General features: G+C 64.0%; 15 protein-coding genes. 4 read left to right on the plus strand and 11 right to left on the minus strand.

The features are described 5' to 3' along the window. Positions 1 to 96 precede the first annotated feature (96 nt). A complete protein-coding gene (locus NUH88_RS02685) occupies positions 97 to 1,548 on the plus strand; it encodes an L-lactate permease (RefSeq protein ID WP_257769802.1) in 1,452 nt (483 codons plus the stop codon). On the opposite strand, the gene NUH88_RS02690 is transcribed toward NUH88_RS02685, so the two are convergent. The 11 genes from NUH88_RS02690 to NUH88_RS02740 all read right to left on the minus strand — a co-directional run bounded on the left by NUH88_RS02690 (position 1,543) and on the right by NUH88_RS02740 (position 12,768). Then, positions 1,543 to 1,980 (minus strand): DUF1810 domain-containing protein, encoded by a 438-nt coding sequence (locus NUH88_RS02690; RefSeq protein ID WP_257769803.1) that lies wholly within the window; start codon positions 1,978 to 1,980, stop codon positions 1,543 to 1,545. The genes NUH88_RS02685 and NUH88_RS02690 overlap by 6 nt on opposite strands. A gap of 22 nt (positions 1,981 to 2,002) precedes the next feature. Further along, positions 2,003 to 2,416 carry a VOC family protein gene (locus tag NUH88_RS02695; RefSeq protein ID WP_257769804.1) on the minus strand — a complete coding sequence of 138 codons (414 nt, stop codon included), beginning with the start codon at positions 2,414 to 2,416 and terminating at the stop codon, positions 2,003 to 2,005. An 82-nt stretch (positions 2,417 to 2,498) separates the two neighbouring features. Next, the gene (locus NUH88_RS02700) at positions 2,499 to 3,506 is read right to left on the minus strand and encodes an NAD(P)H-quinone oxidoreductase (protein ID WP_257769805.1); all 1,008 of its coding nucleotides are present in this window, start codon (positions 3,504 to 3,506) and stop codon (positions 2,499 to 2,501) included. 19 nt (positions 3,507 to 3,525) lie between these two features. Next, complete coding sequence (locus NUH88_RS02705) at positions 3,526 to 4,551, minus strand: 2-dehydropantoate 2-reductase (protein ID WP_257769806.1); 1,026 nt, start codon at positions 4,549 to 4,551, stop codon at positions 3,526 to 3,528. A gap of 95 nt (positions 4,552 to 4,646) precedes the next feature. Next, the gene (gene frc, locus NUH88_RS02710; protein ID WP_257769807.1) at positions 4,647 to 5,888 is read right to left on the minus strand and encodes a formyl-CoA transferase; all 1,242 of its coding nucleotides are present in this window, start codon (positions 5,886 to 5,888) and stop codon (positions 4,647 to 4,649) included. 69 nt (positions 5,889 to 5,957) lie between these two features. Next, positions 5,958 to 7,682 (minus strand): thiamine pyrophosphate-binding protein, encoded by a 1,725-nt coding sequence (locus tag NUH88_RS02715; protein ID WP_257769808.1) that lies wholly within the window; start codon positions 7,680 to 7,682, stop codon positions 5,958 to 5,960. 61 nt (positions 7,683 to 7,743) lie between these two features. Further along, complete coding sequence (locus NUH88_RS02720; RefSeq protein ID WP_257769810.1) at positions 7,744 to 8,430, minus strand: GntR family transcriptional regulator; 687 nt, start codon at positions 8,428 to 8,430, stop codon at positions 7,744 to 7,746. 127 nt (positions 8,431 to 8,557) lie between these two features. Further along, a complete protein-coding gene (locus NUH88_RS02725) occupies positions 8,558 to 9,790 on the minus strand; it encodes an NAD(P)/FAD-dependent oxidoreductase (protein ID WP_257769811.1) in 1,233 nt (410 codons plus the stop codon). Between the two features lie 41 nt (positions 9,791 to 9,831). After that, positions 9,832 to 10,908, minus strand: coding sequence for a choline ABC transporter ATP-binding protein (gene choV / locus NUH88_RS02730; protein ID WP_257769813.1), 1,077 nt, complete (start codon positions 10,906 to 10,908; stop codon positions 9,832 to 9,834). Next, positions 10,905 to 11,747: a choline ABC transporter permease subunit gene (gene choW, locus NUH88_RS02735; protein ID WP_257769814.1), complete on the minus strand. Its 843-nt coding sequence runs from the start codon at positions 11,745 to 11,747 to the stop codon at positions 10,905 to 10,907. The genes choV and choW overlap by 4 nt, the downstream gene beginning before the upstream one ends. A 79-nt stretch (positions 11,748 to 11,826) precedes the next feature. Beyond that, entirely contained in the window at positions 11,827 to 12,768 is a 942-nt protein-coding gene (locus tag NUH88_RS02740; protein WP_257769815.1) for a choline ABC transporter substrate-binding protein, read from the minus strand. Positions 12,769 to 12,902: 134 nt separating this feature from the next. On the opposite strand from NUH88_RS02740, the gene betI reads away from it, so the two are divergent. The 3 genes from betI to betA are packed head-to-tail and all read left to right on the plus strand — an operon-like array spanning position 12,903 to position 16,663. Then, the gene (gene betI, locus NUH88_RS02745; protein ID WP_257769816.1) at positions 12,903 to 13,490 is read left to right on the plus strand and encodes a transcriptional regulator BetI; all 588 of its coding nucleotides are present in this window, start codon (positions 12,903 to 12,905) and stop codon (positions 13,488 to 13,490) included. After that, positions 13,491 to 15,008 (plus strand): choline-sulfatase, encoded by a 1,518-nt coding sequence (gene betC, locus NUH88_RS02750; RefSeq protein ID WP_257769817.1) that lies wholly within the window; start codon positions 13,491 to 13,493, stop codon positions 15,006 to 15,008. A 5-nt stretch (positions 15,009 to 15,013) separates the two neighbouring features. Beyond that, the gene (gene betA, locus NUH88_RS02755) at positions 15,014 to 16,663 is read left to right on the plus strand and encodes a choline dehydrogenase (protein ID WP_257769818.1); all 1,650 of its coding nucleotides are present in this window, start codon (positions 15,014 to 15,016) and stop codon (positions 16,661 to 16,663) included. Positions 16,664 to 16,677: the final 14 nt, after the last annotated feature.

The raw sequence follows: 16,677 nt of genomic DNA on the forward strand, positions 1-16,677 counted from the left end.
ACGCCAGCATGCCACCGCTTGACCCTCGCCGCCCGACGGATCTTGCGGTTATGATCGCCCCCGGCCTTTCGCCGCTTCTCCTTCCAAGACGGTCACATGCCCACGCTTCTCGCCTCAGCGCCGCTCGTCCTTGCAACACTCGCCATCCTGCTGGCGCGGCAATCCGCCATGCGGGCGGGCGGGATCGGACTTGCCACGGCAATCCTGATCGCGGCCCTCGCTCCTGACTTCACCCTGTCGGCAGAGGGAATTCTGACGGCCGTAACCGACGGACTACTGACCACGGCGACGGTCGCCTATGTGTTGCTCGGCGGGGTCACGCTCTACTGGGTGCTGAGGACCGGCGGCGCGCTGGATCGCCTCGGCCGCGCGGCAGCGGAGGCGATCCCCGATCCGGCCGAGCGCGTCCTCGTTCTGGTTCTCGGCGTCTCGGTCTTTTTCGAGAGCGCGACCGGGTTCGGCGTCGGGATCATCGTCACCGTGCCGCTGCTGATCGCGCTCGGCTACAGCCCGGTGCGGGCGGCTCTAATGGCGCTACTCGGGCAATGCGCGGTGCCTTGGGGGGCGCTCGCCATCGGCACGGTGCTCGGCGCCGAGCTCTCGGATCTCTCCGCCGCCGCGACCGCGATGAAAGCGGTCTGGCTCAGCCTTCCTTTCATTCTGCTCTGCGCCTTCGCCGCTCTCCGCTTCGCTGACGAAAGCATTTTCCGCCCTCGCCATATCCTGGCCGCCGCCTTCTACAGCGCCTTGCTGGCAGCCCTGCTGTGGATGGGCAGCGCCTGGATCAGCGTCGAGCTGGCGGGTTGCATTGCAGGACTTGGCGTCACGCTGGCCGGTCTTGCCCTAGCCCGGATCAGGACCCGCGCCCGGGCCGAGACCAGCGGCCTCGCCGCGGCCGCCCTGCCGCTCGCGGTACTGATGGGAGCACTCAGCCTGACCCGGCTTGTCCCTGAGATCGGCGGTGTCACCGCCAGTGTGCTGCGGATCGAATTCCCCTCCTTCGAGTTTTCGCTCTCGCTGGTCCACCATCCCGGATTCTGGATGCTGTGCGCCGCCGCAACCGGCATTCTCAGCCTTCGCATTCCGTCGAGCGAGGTTCGCATCCTGCTTCCGAGCGCGCTCCGGCAATGGCTGACCGCGAGCCTCTCCGTCGCCGGTTTCATCTGTTTCGGGCATGTGATGCTGCATTCCGGCATGACGGACCGGCTGGCCGAAACCGTCGCAACGAGTGCGGGTGCCGCCTATCTCTTCGCCGTCCCCGCCATCGGCGGCCTCGGCGGGTTCCTGACCGCCAGCAATGCCGGCTCCAACGCCATCTTCATGGCCTTCCAGAGCACCGTCGCAAACCGGCTCGCGCTCGACCCGGTCGCGGTCGCGGCGGCGCAGAACGCGTCCGGGGCGAACATTACCATGGCCTCGCCCGGCCGGATCGTGCTCGCGGCCTCGGTCTCGGGACTGACAGGAGAGGAGAACAGGCTCATGCGCCCGGCGCTCGCCATCGGGCTCGCCGGCCTGCTGATGATGCTGCCGGTGTTGGCCTTGCTATAGCTCGCCAGCGATCAGGTCGCGCGTCGCCCGGTCGCGTGCGCCGTCATAAAACCGGTCGAGCGCGCGGGCGAACAGCATCCGATCCGCCCCCTCCCCGGCCGCCGCTTCGAAGAGCGTCAGGCAGGAGCAGAGTTTCATATCGTCGGGAGAGCCCAGGATCTCGAAGGCCGACAGACCTGAGTGGGACAGCATTGCCTCGACGCAGGCGCGCAGACGCGGCCCGAGCACCGGGTCTGCGAGATAGCGCCGGGCCTGATCCAGTCCGGTGATGCCGTAATGAACGGCACGCTGGCTGCGCCCCAGTTCGGCCAGCTGCGGCAGCACAAACCAGATCCAGTGGCTGGTCTTGCGACCGGCGCGGAGTTCGCCAAGCGCGCGCTCGTAGTCCCGCTCCTGGGCCTCGACGAACTTTCTCAGATCCTCGTCGGTCACGGCGTCGCTCCCCCTACCGCCCTCAGGCCTCGTCGGCGGGACCGACCCAGGCGAACGGATTGTAGCAGATCTCCCAAAGATGGCCGTCCGGGTCGCTGAAATAGGCGTGGAAGCCGCCCCAGTGAGCATCCTGCGGCGGCTTGACGATCTTCCCGCCGGCCGCAACCACTTCCTCCAACGTCCGCGTGACCTCTTCGGGCGAATGGACGTTGTAGGCAAGGCTGAAGCCGCGATACCCACTGCCCTCGGAGGGCACACCCGCATCCGCTGCCAGATCCTCGCGTTCGGACAGCCCGAGCCAGGTGCCGTTGAGATTGAAGAAAGCGACGGTTGGCGGGGATTCGAGGCGCGGAAATCCGAGCCCTTTCTCGTAGAAGTCGCGCGAGACCGCGAGATTCTTCACCGCCAGGGCCACCATGCTGATTCTGGGCTTCATGCCGCTCCCCTTTTCGGACTTCAGGATTGTCGCCACCCTGTAGCACGTCGCGGGAGGGAAAGGCCCTAGCAAAAACGGAGGATCACCCGCCGCCAACCTCCAGCATGATCTTGCCGATATGGCCGGCACTTTCCATGTAGGCGTGCGCGGCGGCCGCCTCGGCGAGTGGGAAGGTCCGGTTCACCACCGGCTTCAGCTTGCCTTGCTCGAACATCGGCCAGACATTGAGCGCGAGGCTGTCGCGGATCTCCGCCTTGTTCTCCGGCGTGCGCGAGCGCAGCGTCGAGCCGGTATAGGTCAGGCGTTTCAGCATCACCGGCATCAGGTCCACCTCGACCTTGGAGCCGGCATTGAAGGCAAGCTGCACGATCCGGCCGTCCGGCTTCGAGGCCTTGATGTTCTTGGCGATATTCGGGCCGCCGATGATGTCGAGGATGACATCCGCGCCTTTGTATTCACCGCGCACGATCTCGACGAAATCGTCCGTTTTGAAATCGATCGCGAGATCCGCACCGAGATCCTTGCAGACCTGACAGCGTTCCGCCGGGCTATCGACCGCAACGGCCGTCGCGCCTATCGCCTTGGCGAGCTGGATGGATGTCGTGCCGAGCCCGCCGGCGCCCCCGTGGACGAGGAAGACCTCGCCGCGAGAGAGCTTCGCCCCCATGAAGACGTTGGACCAAATGGTGAAGTAGGTCTCCGGTACCGACGCCGCCTCGAGCAGGCTGAACCCGTGCGGCAGCGGCAGACAATGCCGGGCGTCGACCGCGCAATAGTCCGCGTAGCCGCCGCCGTTGGTCAGTGCGCAGAGCCGGTCGCCGGCCGACCAGTTGCCGACGCCGGCGCCGACCGCGACCACCTCACCTGAGATCTCGAGACCGAGCAGGTCCGAGGCGCCTTTCGGCGGCGGGTAATGCCCCCGCCGCTGCACCAGGTCCGGACCGTTCACGCCGGCATAGGCGACCTTCACCAGCACCTCGCCCGGTGCCGCTTCGGGCACCGGCCGCGTACCGGGGACAAGTGCGTCCGGCCCTCCGGGTTCAGTGATCTCGATGACGTTCATTTCCGCCGGAAGGATGGCGTCACTCATTTCGCTTGGCTCCGTGTCCTCAGTCGACCACCAGGGATTCGGGGCTGCCGGCTTCCTCCGGGAAGACCGGGTAAAGCCCCTGGGTGCGACCCAGTTGTTGCACGAGGGCGAGCACGGAGTCGATGTGCGGGGTCTGAAGATCGACGAGACGGCCCATCTCCTGCACCGCTGTCAGCAATGCGTCGATCTCGAGCTGGCGCCCCTTTTCCAGATCCTGCAACATCGACGTGCGGTGCGCGCCAACGCGGGCCGCGCCGTTGATCCGGCGTTCCACATCGACACGGAAATGCACGCCGAGGCGGGCACCGATGCGCTGCGCCTCTTCCATCATATTGCGCGACAGCGCCCGGGTGCCCGGATCGGTGGCGACCACGTCCAGCGTCGCACGGGTCAGCGCGCTGATCGGATTGAAGCAGAGATTGCCCCAGAGCTTCAGCCAGATCTCGTCGCGGATGTTCGGCAGCACCGGGGCCTTGAATCCGGCCTTCTCCAGCACCTCACTCAAGCGCTGGCAGCGCTCGGAGATGGAGCCGTCCGGCTCGCCGATGGCGAACTTGTTGCCGTAGGTGTGCTTGATAACGCCCGGCGCGGTGATCTCGGTCGCCGGATAGACGACGCAGCCGATCGCACGCTGCGGACCGATCAGATCCCATTGCCGGTCGTCCGGATCGACGGTGTTGAGACGCAGGTTGCGGTAGGCATTGTCGACGCCATGGAAATACCACCAGGGAACGCCGTTTTGGCAGGTCACGACCGCCGTGTCGGGTCCGAGCAGCGGCACCATCTGGTCCGCGATCTCCCATGCCTGGTGGGTTTTGAGCGCCACGATAACGAAGTCCTGCGGCCCGAGTTCCTTCGGATCGTCGGTCGCGGTCACCTTAGCGACATGCTGCTCCTCGCCGATATCGAGCTTCAGCCCGTTCTCGCGGATCGCAGCCAGGTGCGAGCCGCGCGCGATCAGCGATACCTCAACACCCTCGACCTGAGCCAATTCGACGCCGAGATAGCCGCCGATAGCACCAGCGCCATAGATACAAACTTTCATACCCAGATATTCCCCTTGTATTCGTCAGTATGAAAACGGCGCCGACACTAGCCGCCGACGCCGCGCTCGTTTTATCCCTGACGGCCTGGTGCCTTTTAGACGGCGCCTTCAGCCTTGGCGGCTTCGATATCCGCGGCCGACATTCCGAGCACTGCGCCCAGAATCTCGTCGGTATGCTCTCCCAGCAGCGGAGAGCGGTCGACCTTGGCCGGCGACGCGGAGAGTTTAATCGGATTACCCACCGTGAGGTAGCTGCCCCGGGTCGGGTGCGGCACTTCGACCACCGTACCGGTCGCGCGCAGCGACTGGTCTTCGGCCAGCTCCTTCATACTGAGGATCGGACCGCACGGTACGTTGAGCGCGTTAAGCGTCTCCATGACCTCGAACTTGCTCTTGGTCTTGGTCCATTCCTCGATCATGGCGAAGCACTGGTCGAGCTTCGGCAAGCGGACCTCCGGGGTCGCCCATTCCGGATCCTCGATCAGCTCCTCGCGGCCGATGGTCTTCATCAGCGGCGCCCAGCCCGGCGGCTGGATGATGACGTAGATATAGTCGTTCGGGCCCCCGCCCTTGGTCTGCACCGCCCATCCAGGCTGGCCGCCGCCCGACGCGTTGCCCGCGCGGGGCGTCGCCTCGCCGAACTCGCCGTTCGGATACTGCGGATATTCCTTCAGCGGGCCGTGCGCGAGACGCTGCTGGTCGCGCAGCTTCACACGGCAGAGGTTGAGCACACCGTCCTGCATGGCGCATTCGACGCGCTGCCCCTTGCCGGAATGGGTCCGGTGATAAAGTGCGGTGACGATGCCGAGGGCGAGATGCAGGCCGGTGCCGCTGTCGCCGATCTGCGCGCCTGTGACGACCGGCGGGCCATCATCGAACCCGGTGGTCGAAGCGGAGCCGCCGGTGCATTGCGCGACATTCTCGTAAACCTTGCAGTCCTCGTATGCACCCGGCCCGAAACCCTTGATGCTGGCATAGACGATCTTCGGGTTGATCTCCTGGATCCGCTCCCAGGTGAAGCCCATGCGGTCGAGCGCGCCCGGCGCGAAATTCTCGACCATGACGTCGCACTCTTCGATGAGGCGGGTCAGGATCTCCTTGCCCTTTTCGGTCTTCGTGTTGAGCGTGACGCTGCGTTTGTTGCTGTTCAGCATCGTGAAATAGAGGCTGTCCGCATCCGGCAGATCGCGGAGCTGGCCGCGGGTGATATCACCGACGCCCGGGCGCTCCACCTTGATCACATCGGCCCCGAACCAAGCCAGCAGCTGCGTGCAGGTCGGCCCCGACTGCACGTGCGTCATGTCCAGAATGCGGACACCTTTCAACGCTTCGCTCATTGTCTTTCTCTTCCCCCTTGGCGGATTGAACGGAAAAAGGGCGCGCCGGCAACCGGCGCGCCCTCCCGCTTACTTGTACATGGTCTGGTTCTTGGTACCCGGCGCGTACTCGTTCGGATCGACCCAGATATTGACGACGGCCGACTTCCCGGTGCTTTTCACCGCCTCGCGGGCGCGCTGCAGGGCCGCTGCGATCTGGCCGGCCTCGTGCACTTCCTCGCCATGGCCGCCGAGCATCTCGGCGAACTTGGAAAACGGAATGTCTCCCAGCTTGTTGCCGACATTGCCGCGCTGCTCGCCATACTTGGCGATCTGGCCGTAGCGGATCTGGTTCATCGAGGAGTTGTTGCCGATCACAGCGATGTACGGCACGCCGAAGCGATTGGCGGTCTCCATGTCGAAGGCGGTCATGCCAAAGGAGCCGTCGCCGTAGTAGCAGAGGATTTCCTTGTCCGGATTGGCAAGGCCGGCAGCAATGGCGAAGCCGGTGCCGACACCGAGCGAGCCGAGCGCGCCCGGATCCATCCAGTTGCCCGGCGCTTTCGGCGCCACGGCCTGTGCTGAGATCGTCACAACGTCGCCGCCGTCGCCGATATAAACCGTCTTGTCGGTCAGGAACTCGTTCAGCTCCCAGGCCACCCGGTAGGGATGGATCGGCGACTGGTCGGAGAGGAAGAGCGGCATCAGCTTTTCGGTCGCCGCTTCTTCCGCCGCCTTCAGTTCTTTCAGCCAGCCTTCGCGGCCCTTGGAGCCGTTGTCGACCCGGCCCTTGATCGCCGCGTGGACGGCAGCGAGGATCGCACCCGGATCGCCGGCGAGGCCGAGATCCACGTCGCGGTTCTTGCCGACCGTGCGGTAATCCTGATCGATCTGTACCAGCGTCAGATCCTCGCGGATCCGCTTGCCGTAACCCATACGGAAGTCGAACGGCGTGCCGACGATCAGCAGCAGGTCCGCCTTCTGGAAGGCAAGACGCCGGGTGCGGTTGAAATAGTGGCTGTCGGTCTGGGGCAGCATGCCGCGCGCCGCGCCGTTCATGTAGCAGGCGATGTTCAGGTCCTTGACCAGATCGATCGCTTCCTGGTGGCCGCGGCTCATCCAGACCTGGGAGCCGACGAGGATCGCCGGACGTTCCGCCTTGACGATCAGGTCGGCCAGCTTCTCGATATCGGCCGGATCACCGATCGACTTCACCGAGGCGCGATACTTGCCCGGCTCCGGAATGACGGCGCTGGAGATCGGCACCTCACGATCGAGCACATCGCGCGGGATCTCGAGATAGGACGGCCCGTAAGCGCCGGCGAAACATTCGCGCGCCGCCATGGAGACCATGTCGCCGGCCCGTTCGGTCGAGCGCACGCCGGCGGAGAATTTGGTGATCGGCGCCATGATATCGACATGCGGCAGATCCTGCAGCGAGCCCATCTTGTGCTGGGTCAGCGCGCCCTGGCCGCCGATATGCAGCACCGGGCTCTCGGAGCGGAACGCGGTCGCAACACCGGTGATGGCGTTGGTGCAACCGGGGCCCGCCGTGGTGACGACACAACCGAGCTTGCCGGTCTGACGGGCATAGCCGTCCGCGGCATGGGCCGCGACCTGCTCGTGCCGGACGTCGATGATGCGGATGCCTTCGTCGACGCAGCCGTCATAGATGTCGATGATATGCCCGCCGCAAAGCGTGAAGATCGTGTCCACACCCTCGTTCTTCAGGGCCTTGGCGACCAGATGGCCGCCGGAAACGACCTCGCCGGAGCGATCTTTTTCTTTAAGGGTATCGGTGGCGGTATCGCTCATTATTTCTAGCTCCCTTTATTATAGGCGCCCGTTACCGTGCGGCGCGCCTCTTGATCTTTGGTTATCCGAGATAGTCCACGTTGTCGGCGACATGCCGGGCGAGCGCGAGGGCATGGTCACGGACCAGCCGTTCGGCCGCCTCCGCATCGCGTGCCTCGATCGCCTCGACAATGTGCATGTGATCCTGCATCGACCGTGCAATCCGGTCCTGCTCACCGATGGTCCGGTTTCGGATCGCGCGAACATGCAGGAAGATCTTATCGATCATTTCCTCGATCAGCGGCGAATGGCCGAGTTTCAGGATGGCCTGATGAAACTCGATATTCCGGGTCGAATACTCGTCGATCTCCAGTCGCCCTTTCTCCGTCTCCTGGAAAATCCGGCGAAGCTGGCTGATCTCGCTGTCTGTAGCGACTTCCGTCGCCAGCCGTGCCGCCATGCCTTCCAAAGCGGCCCAGACCTTGATCATCTCAATGATCTCGGCCTTGGTCTTGCGGACGATGAAAACGCCGCGGCGCGGCTGGATGTCGACCAAGCCTTCCTGGGCAAGACGGGCGAGCGCCTCGCGCAGGGGCGTACGGCTGATTCCGAGCTGTTCCGACAACTGACGCTCGTCGAGCCGGAGATTGGCGTCGGGATCGTAGATATTCATCGAGACGATGCCGTCCTTCAGGGCCGCATAGGTCTTGTCCTTGAGACTGACCTCGGCCGCGATGGGCGTCACCATCAACGCGGAAGTGTCGTTCATTCAGAGTTCCCCGGCCGTTCGACCAACGGAGGATGCACCCTTAACCGGGAGCGTGGGCTCTGGTATACCACACACTTTATGCCATGGAATACATAAATTGCGTCGCCGATGTCGCAGCTTTGCCAGGTCAGCGGCGGGCCTGTTTCACCAGTGCGCGAAGGTCGCAATCCGGGTCCGCGGCCTGCTCCGGCGTCAAGGGGACGGCAGCCGCGATCAGGCGGCGGGCAAGCGCATGGTCGCCTGCCTTGTTCACGGATTCGACGCAGCGCAACTTACCGTCTGCAAAGAGAAATGCCGAAAAGGAACCGCTCTCGGGATCACCGCGAAGCACGCCCTCTTCACTGCCGTCGGAGAGGCCGGCGATCTGCAATTTGGCCTCCCCCTGATCCGACCAGAACCAGGGAACCTCATGGTACGGCGCGGCTTCTCCAAGCAGGGCCGCAGCAGCGGTCTTCGCCTGATCCACCGCATTCTGCACGGATTCGAGACGAACCCGCCGGCCGAGTTGCCAATGGACATAGCTCGCGCAATCGCCGATTGCGGCGATCTCCGGAATCGAGCTCAGCATCGTCTCACCGACAGAAATTCCGTTCTCGATCTCAAGCCCGGCTGCCTCGGCAAGCTCCGTGCAGGGCACGACCCCGGTGCCGGAAATCACGCAATCGGCCTCGATCGACGAACCGTCGGCGAGATCGGCGCCCGATGCCTTGCCACCGGAAACCCGGATCCCGGCAACTCTCGCATTCAGGCGGATATCCGCGCCGAGCCCCGACAGATAGGCGAGGAAGTATGCGGAAACCGCAGGCGAGACCGCGCGCGCCATCAACCGCGCTTCGGCTTCCAGGACGGTAACCGACTTGCCGAGCAACGCCGCCGTCGCAGCGATTTCAAGCCCGATGAAGCCTCCGCCGATCACCAGTACCGACGAAGAGGCGTCGAAAGCCGCCTTGATCGCTTGACTGTCTGCATAGGTCCGGAGTTCGAGCACGCCCGGCGCATCGATATTCGGCACCGGTATCCGGCGCGGGCGCGAGCCCACCGCCAGCGCGATCCGCGAACACGGAATAGAGCTTCCGTCGGCCAGCGTGAAGGATCCCGCGACCTTGTCGATAGCGGTCGCTTCGGTTCCGAGGCGCAGGTCGATGTCCCGGTCGGTGTAGAACTTTTCCGGACGCAGCACAGTCGGCTTCGGGTCCGGTTCCTTGATATAGCCTTTGGAGAGCGGCGGCTTCTGGTAAGGCAAGTCCGGCTCGCTCGTCAGCATGGTCAGCGGACCTTCATATCCCTTTTCCCTGAGACTGGCCGCCAGTTGCACACCACCATGGCTGGCGCCGACGATCACGATGCCCTTGTCCGTCACGGGCTTCCTCCCTGCACTGAACTATAGTGCAGATTCCTAGCCTATTCTTTCAGCAAAGCGGAGTAGATTTCGCCGTCGCCGATTTCGCCGATCACCTTGCCGTCGGCAATCACGCGGATCGTCTCCGCGGTGCGGGTCCGCGCACGCATCAAATCCGCCAGCGGCGTGTCGGGTTCCGCGATCGGGATCGCCCCTTCGGGCCAGTCTTCCGCGGTGAGAGCGACGGCCCCGCCCGGAACCGGTCCTCCGGTATCCACCGGACGCATGACCGTTGCGGCCTGAAGCACGTTCAGGGGGTTCATATGGGAGACGAAATCGGCGACATACCTGTTCGCCGGCTGCAGTACGATCTCCTGCGGCGTGCCGAACTGGACAATACGCCCCCCCTCCATGATCGCAACCTTAGACCCGAGTTTCAGCGCCTCGTCGAGATCGTGGCTGACGAAGATGATCGTGCGCTGCAACTGCGCCTGAAGATCGAGCAACTCGTCCTGCAGCTTCGCCCGGATCAGCGGATCGAGAGCCGAGAACGGCTCGTCCATCAGCAGGATCGGCGCTTCCGTCGCGAAGGCCCGTGCAAGCCCGACACGCTGCTGCATCCCGCCCGAGAGCTCGTGCACCTTTCGGTCCGCCCATTGGTCCAGCCCAACCAGTTCGAGCTGCTTCGCCACGCGTTCCTCGCGCTCCCCCCTGGCAATGCCCGCGAGTTCGAGCCCGAGCCCGACATTCTCCGCCACGGTCCGCCATGGCAGCAGGGCAAAATTCTGGAATACCATGGTGACCCGGCTGGTCCGGAGCCGGCGCAACGTTGCCTCGTCCGCGGTCGCGACATCGATTTCCGCCGAGCCGTCATCCACCCAGACCGCGCCGCGCACCACCGGATTGAGACCGTTCACAGCGCGCAGCAAGGTCGACTTTCCGGATCCGGACAGGCCCATGATGACGACGATTTCGCCGGGTTCGACCGTGAGGCTGCAATTGTGCACGCCGAGGATCTGACCGGTCTCCTCCTGGATCTCGGCCCGCTCCATGTCGCGGTCCATCAACGGCAGAGCGGAAGCCGGGTCCTTACCGAAGACGATATTCACCTCGTCGAAGCGGACTGCGGACCGGCTCATTTCCCGTCTCCCTCCCGGCCGCGGAACATCCGGTCTAGAATGATTGCGATCAGCACGATCGCCAGCCCGACCTCGAAGCCCTTGGCGATATTGACCTGGTTCAGCGCCCGCAGCGTCGGGACCCCGAGCCCGTCGGCGCCGACCAGCGCGGCGATGACGACCATGGAGAGCGAAAGCATGATCGTCTGGGTCAGGCCCGCCATAATCTGCGGCAGGGCATAGGGCAGCTCCACCTTCCAGAGCAATTGCATGCGCGTCGCGCCGAAGGCCTCGCCGGCCTCGATCAACATCTTTGGCGTGGAGGAGATGCCGAGATGCGTCAGCCGGATCGGTGCCGGAATGGCGAAGATGACCGTCGCGATCAGCCCCGGCACCATACCGAGGCCGAAGAGGATCAGGGCCGGGATCAGATAGACGAAGGTCGGGATGGTCTGCATCAGGTCGAGTACCGGGCGCATGGCGGAGAACAGCCAGGGCCGGCGCGCGGCGGCGATGCCAAGAGGTACTCCGACCCCCATGCAGACGACGGAAGAAGCCAGCACCAGAGCGACCGTCTCCGTCGTCTCTTCCCAGTAGCCCTGATTGATGATCAACAGGAGGCCCACAGCGACCAGTAGCGGGAACCAGAGATTGCGGCGAACGGCATAGGCAATGCCGGTCGCGATCGCGACTGCGACCAGCGGGTGTGGCGCCTGTAGCACCCAGAGTATGGCCTCGATCATGAATTCGAGCCCAGCGGCAAGCCCGTCAAAAAACCACGCGCCGTGATCGGTCAGCCAGTCGACGAAAGCTTTCGCCGCCTTGCCTACCGGCAGCTTGTTATCGGTCAGCCATTCCATGATACGCCCTCTCCCGCACCGTCACGACAAGACGGCTGAACGGGAAGCGGCCGCACCGCTTCCCGCAACATGCGGAGTTTCAGAGACCGAGGGCCTTACGAACGGCCGGCAGAGCCGCCTGACCGTCGAGCGTGCTGACGCCGGAGAGCCAGGCGTCGAGAATACCGGCATTGGCCTTCAGCCACTTCTTCGCCGCATCCTTCGGCTCCTCGCCGTCATTCAGGATCGCGCCCATGATCTCGTTTTCCATGCGAAGCGAGAACATCAGATTGTCGAGCAGACGGCCGACATTCGGGCATTCGTCGGAATAGCCGGCGCGCGTGTTGGTGTAGACCGTCGCACCGCCCAGATCCGGGCCGAAATAGTCATCTCCGCCGGAGAGATAGGCCATCTCGAAATTGGCGTTCATCGGGTGCGGCTCCCAGCCGAGGAAGACCACCGGCTCCTCTTTCTTCACCGCGCGGGCGACCTGGGCCAGCATGCCCTGCTCGGAGGATTCGACCACGTCGAAGCCTTTCAGGCCGAAGGCATCCTTCTCGATCATGTCGAGGATCAGGCGGTTGCCGTCATTGCCCGGCTCGATGCCGTAGATCTTGCCGTCGAGCTTGTCCTTGAACTTGGCAATGTCGGCGAAGCTCTTCAGGCCCGCGTCATAGGCGTATTTCGGGACCGCGAGAGTGTATTTCGCGCCGTAGAGATTGACCCCGGTGGTGTCGACCGAGCCTTCGTCGCGGTATTTCGCGATATCGCCTTCCATGGTCGGCATCCAGTTGCCGAGGAAGACGTCGATATCCTTGTTCTTCATCGAGGCGTAGGTGACCGGAACGGACAGAACCTTCACGTCCGTCTTGTAGCCCATCGCCTCGAGCACGGTCGTCGTCGCCGCAGTGGTGGCCGTGATGTCGGTCCAGCCGACATCGGAGAAGCGGACGGTCTCGCAATGTCCGTCGGCGAAAGCGGCGCCGGAGGACAGCAGTCCCACGGTCAGCGCGGCAGCGAATACAGCTTTGGATTTCAGCATGACTTTGGCTCCCTGTTTGTAGTGCCCCCATTTATCGTTCCGGTCAGGCAAACATCATAACTGATCGGGCGCAAGATTTTTATTGATTGAGCAGTCAATCAAAAATACGGTCAGCGCGAAAGGAAGCGCTCGGAATGCCCAAAGTCGGAATGGAGCCGATCCGCCGTCAGGCGTTGATTTCTGCCGCGATCGAGGCGATCCACGCACGTGGATCCTTCGAAGTGACGATGAGCGAGATCGCCCGGCAGGCCGGGGTCTCGACCGCTCTCGCCCACCATTATTTCGGCAGCAAGGATCAGCTGATCGTCGCCACAATGCGGCATCTGCTGGACGAACTGAACGGCGAGATCGTAGCCGCGTTGCGCACTGCCCGGACGCCACGGGAGCGTATCACCGGCATCATCCGCGCGAATTTCGGCTCCGACCAGTTCCGCCCGGCGACAATCTCGGCCTGGCTGACATTCTACGTGAAGGCGCAGAGCATGGGCGGCGCCCGCCGCGTCCTCTCGATCTATGCCCGCCGCCTGCGCAGCAACCTGCGTCACGCACTGTCCCAGCTTACCGACAAAGAAAGCGCCAAACGGATTGCCGAAGGGACCGCCGCGATGATCGACGGTCTCTATCTCCGCCACGCCCTGCTGGACAGCGACCCCGACCGGGAAGCCGCGATCCGGCTCACTGAAGATTACATCGACGCGCAACTCGCCGCCGGGACGAGCTGAGTGACCAAGAAGCCCAACATCCTGATCCTGATGGTCGACCAGCTGAACGGCACGCTGTTTCCGGACGGTCCGGCTGAGTTCCTACATGTCCCGGCTCTGCGCGAACTGGCGTCACGCTCCGTTCGCTTCGCCAACAGCTATACGGCAAGCCCGCTCTGCGCGCCCGGCCGCGCTTCCTTCATGTCCGGCCGCCTTCCCTCGCGCACGCGGGTCTATGACAACGCGGCCGAGTTCACTTCGGACATTCCGACCTACGCACATCACCTGCGCCGCGCCGGCTACTACACCTGCCTTTCCGGCAAAATGCATTTCGTCGGTCCGGACCAGCTGCACGGTTTCGAGGAGCGCCTGACGACCGATATCTATCCGGCCGATTTCGGCTGGACGCCGGACTACCGCAAGCCGGGAGAACGGATCGACTGGTGGTATCACAATCTCGGTTCGGTCACCGGCGCGGGCGTCGCCGAGATCTCCAATCAAATGGAGTATGACGACGAAGTCGCGTTCAACGCGGAGCAGAAGCTCTACCAGCTCTCCCGCGGTACCGACGAACGCCCCTGGTGCCTGACCGTAAGTTTCACCCATCCACACGATCCCTACGTTACGAGACGCAAGTTCTGGGATCTGTACGAAGACTGCCCGGCGCTGCTGCCGCGGGTTCCTGAAATGGCCTTCGAGGTCCAGGACCCGCACAGCAAGCGGCTATATCTCGCGAACGACTACCGCAATTTCGACATCACGGTAGAGAATGTACGCCGCTCGCGCCGGGCCTATTTCTCCAACATCTCCTATCTCGACGAGAAGATCGCGGCGCTGCTGGATACGCTCAAACGCTGCCGGATGGACGAGGACACGCTGGTGATCTTCGTTTCCGACCACGGCGATATGCTCGGAGAGCGGGGACTCTGGTTCAAGATGAGCTTCTACGAAGGCTCCGCCCGGGTGCCTATGATGATCGCCGGGCCTGGGATCGAGGGCCGGACGGTGACAGAGCCCGTCTCGACCATAGATCTCACGCCGACACTTGCGGAATTTGCAGGCATCGACCTCTCGGAAGTCGCGCCCTGGACCGACGGCCATTCGCTCGTTCCGCAGACAAGAGGCGAGGCACGTGAGGAGCCGGTCTATATGGAATATGCCGCCGAGGGCTCCTACGCCCCTCTCGTCTCGATCCGGCGCGGAAAGTACAAGTTCAACCACTGCGAACTCGATCCGCCGCAGCTGTTCGACCTGGAGGCGGACCCGGAAGAGCTGGTGAACCTCGCTGAAGATCCGGCTCATCAGGGGATGCTGAACGCCTTCATCGGCGAGATGCGGGCACGCTGGGACATGGAGCAGTTCGACCGCGAGGTGCGGGACAGCCAGGCCCGGCGCTGGGTGGTGTACGAGTCGTTGCGCAACGGGGCCTATTTCCCCTGGGATTTCCAGCCGCTCCAGAAAGCATCGGAGCGCTACATGCGCAACCACATGGATCTCAACGTGCTCGAGGAGAACGCGCGGTTCCCGCGCGGAGAGTAACGCCAATGCAGGCAGATTTCGTCATCGTGGGCTCCGGCTCGGCCGGCGCGGTCATGGCCGACCGGCTTTCCGCCGACGGCAAGCATTCCGTCATCGTCATCGAGTACGGCGGGACCGATATCGGTCCCTTCATTCAGATGCCGGCGGCGCTCTCCTATCCTATGAACATAAGCCGTTACGACTGGGGCTACGAGAGCGAGCCGGAGCCGCATCTCGGCGGCCGCCGTCTCGCCTGCCCGCGCGGCAAGGTGATCGGCGGCTCCTCTTCGATCAACGGCATGGTCTATGTCCGAGGCCACGCGCGCGATTACGATCACTGGGAGGAACAGGGCGCCAAGGGCTGGGCCTACAAGGACGTCCTGCCCTATTTCGAGCGCATGGAGACCAGTCACGGGGGCCAGGAAGGCTGGCGCGGCACGAACGGCCCGCTGCATGTCAGCCGCGGCCCGCGCAAGAACCCGCTCTACCACGCCTTCGTCGAGGCCGGAAAACAGGCCGGCTTCGAGCTGACAGAGGATTATAACGGCGAGAAGCAGGAAGGCTTCGGACCGATGGAAATGACCGTCCATCGGGGGCGCCGCTGGTCGGCCGCGAATGCCTATCTGAAACCGGCACTGAAGCGGCCCAACCTGACGCTGGTGAACGGCCTCGCCCGCAAGGTCGTGTTCGACGGCAAGCGCGCGACCGGGGTCGAGATCAGCCGCGGCGGCAGCATCGAGACCGTCACCGCGACCTGCGAGGTGGTCCTCGCCGCCTCCTCCATCAACTCGCCGAAGCTTCTGAAACTCTCCGGCATCGGTCCCGCGGCGGAGCTCAAACAGCACGGCATCGATGTGCTCGCGGATCGGCCCGGCGTCGGCGCGAACCTGCAGGACCATCTCGAACTCTATATCCAGCAGGAATGCACCCAACCGATCAGCCTCTACTCGAAGCTGAACCTGGTCTCGAAAGGCCTGATCGGTCTTGAGTGGCTGCTCTTCAAGTCCGGCCTCGGCGCGACCAACCATTTCGAGAGCGCGGCCTTCCTACGCTCCAAGCCCGGCGTCGAATATCCCGACATCCAGTACCATTTCCTCCCCGTCGCGATCCGCTATGACGGCAAGGCGCCGGCGAAGAGCCACGGCTTCCAGGCCCATGTCGGACCGATGCGCTCGAAGTCGCGCGGCTCGGTGACCCTGCGCTCCGCCGATCCGCTGGACGCGCCGAGGATCCAGTTCAACTACATGAGCCACGCGGAGGACTGGGCCGATTTCCGGCACTGCATCCGGCTGACCCGCGAGATCTTCGGCCAGGACGCCTTCACGCCTTTCCGCGGCAAGGAGATCGCTCCCGGCGACGGCGTCACCAGCGACGAGGCCCTCGACGACTTCATCCGCGAGGCCGTCGAAAGCGCATACCATCCGAGCGGCACCTGCCGCATGGGCGCGGCGGAAGATCCTATGGCCGTGGTTGACCCGGAGAACCGCGTGATCGGGGTCGAGGGGCTCCGCCTCGCCGACAGCTCGATTTTTCCCCGGATCCCGAACGGCAATCTGAACGGCCCGTCGATCATGGTCGGCGAGAAGGCCTCGGACCATATTCTCGGCAAGGCGCCACTCGCGCCGTCGAACAAGCAGCCCTGGATCAATCCGCGCTGGCAGACGTCAGACCGCTGAGCTGCTCCGCGACC

It is taken from the genome of Nisaea acidiphila (assembly GCF_024662015.1).
Lineage (GTDB): Bacteria > Pseudomonadota > Alphaproteobacteria > Thalassobaculales > Thalassobaculaceae > Nisaea > Nisaea acidiphila.

Excerpts from the sequence above, each read along its gene's own strand:
- NUH88_RS02685 (WP_257769802.1), top strand. The coding sequence starts at position 97 with ATGCCCACGCTTCTCGCCTCAGCGCCGCTCGTCCTTGCAACACTCGCC.
- NUH88_RS02695 (WP_257769804.1), bottom strand. The coding sequence starts at position 2,416 with ATGAAGCCCAGAATCAGCATGGTGGCCCTGGCGGTGAAGAATCTCGCG.
- NUH88_RS02700 (WP_257769805.1), bottom strand. The coding sequence starts at position 3,506 with ATGAGTGACGCCATCCTTCCGGCGGAAATGAACGTCATCGAGATCACT.
- NUH88_RS02705 (WP_257769806.1), bottom strand. The coding sequence starts at position 4,551 with ATGAAAGTTTGTATCTATGGCGCTGGTGCTATCGGCGGCTATCTCGGC.
- frc (WP_257769807.1), bottom strand. The coding sequence starts at position 5,888 with ATGAGCGAAGCGTTGAAAGGTGTCCGCATTCTGGACATGACGCACGTG.
- NUH88_RS02715 (WP_257769808.1), bottom strand. The coding sequence starts at position 7,682 with ATGAGCGATACCGCCACCGATACCCTTAAAGAAAAAGATCGCTCCGGC.
- NUH88_RS02720 (WP_257769810.1), bottom strand. The coding sequence starts at position 8,430 with ATGAACGACACTTCCGCGTTGATGGTGACGCCCATCGCGGCCGAGGTC.
- choV (WP_257769813.1), bottom strand. The coding sequence starts at position 10,908 with ATGAGCCGGTCCGCAGTCCGCTTCGACGAGGTGAATATCGTCTTCGGT.
- choW (WP_257769814.1), bottom strand. The coding sequence starts at position 11,747 with ATGGAATGGCTGACCGATAACAAGCTGCCGGTAGGCAAGGCGGCGAAA.
- NUH88_RS02740 (WP_257769815.1), bottom strand. The coding sequence starts at position 12,768 with ATGCTGAAATCCAAAGCTGTATTCGCTGCCGCGCTGACCGTGGGACTG.
- betI (WP_257769816.1), top strand. The coding sequence starts at position 12,903 with ATGCCCAAAGTCGGAATGGAGCCGATCCGCCGTCAGGCGTTGATTTCT.
- betA (WP_257769818.1), top strand. The coding sequence starts at position 15,014 with ATGCAGGCAGATTTCGTCATCGTGGGCTCCGGCTCGGCCGGCGCGGTC.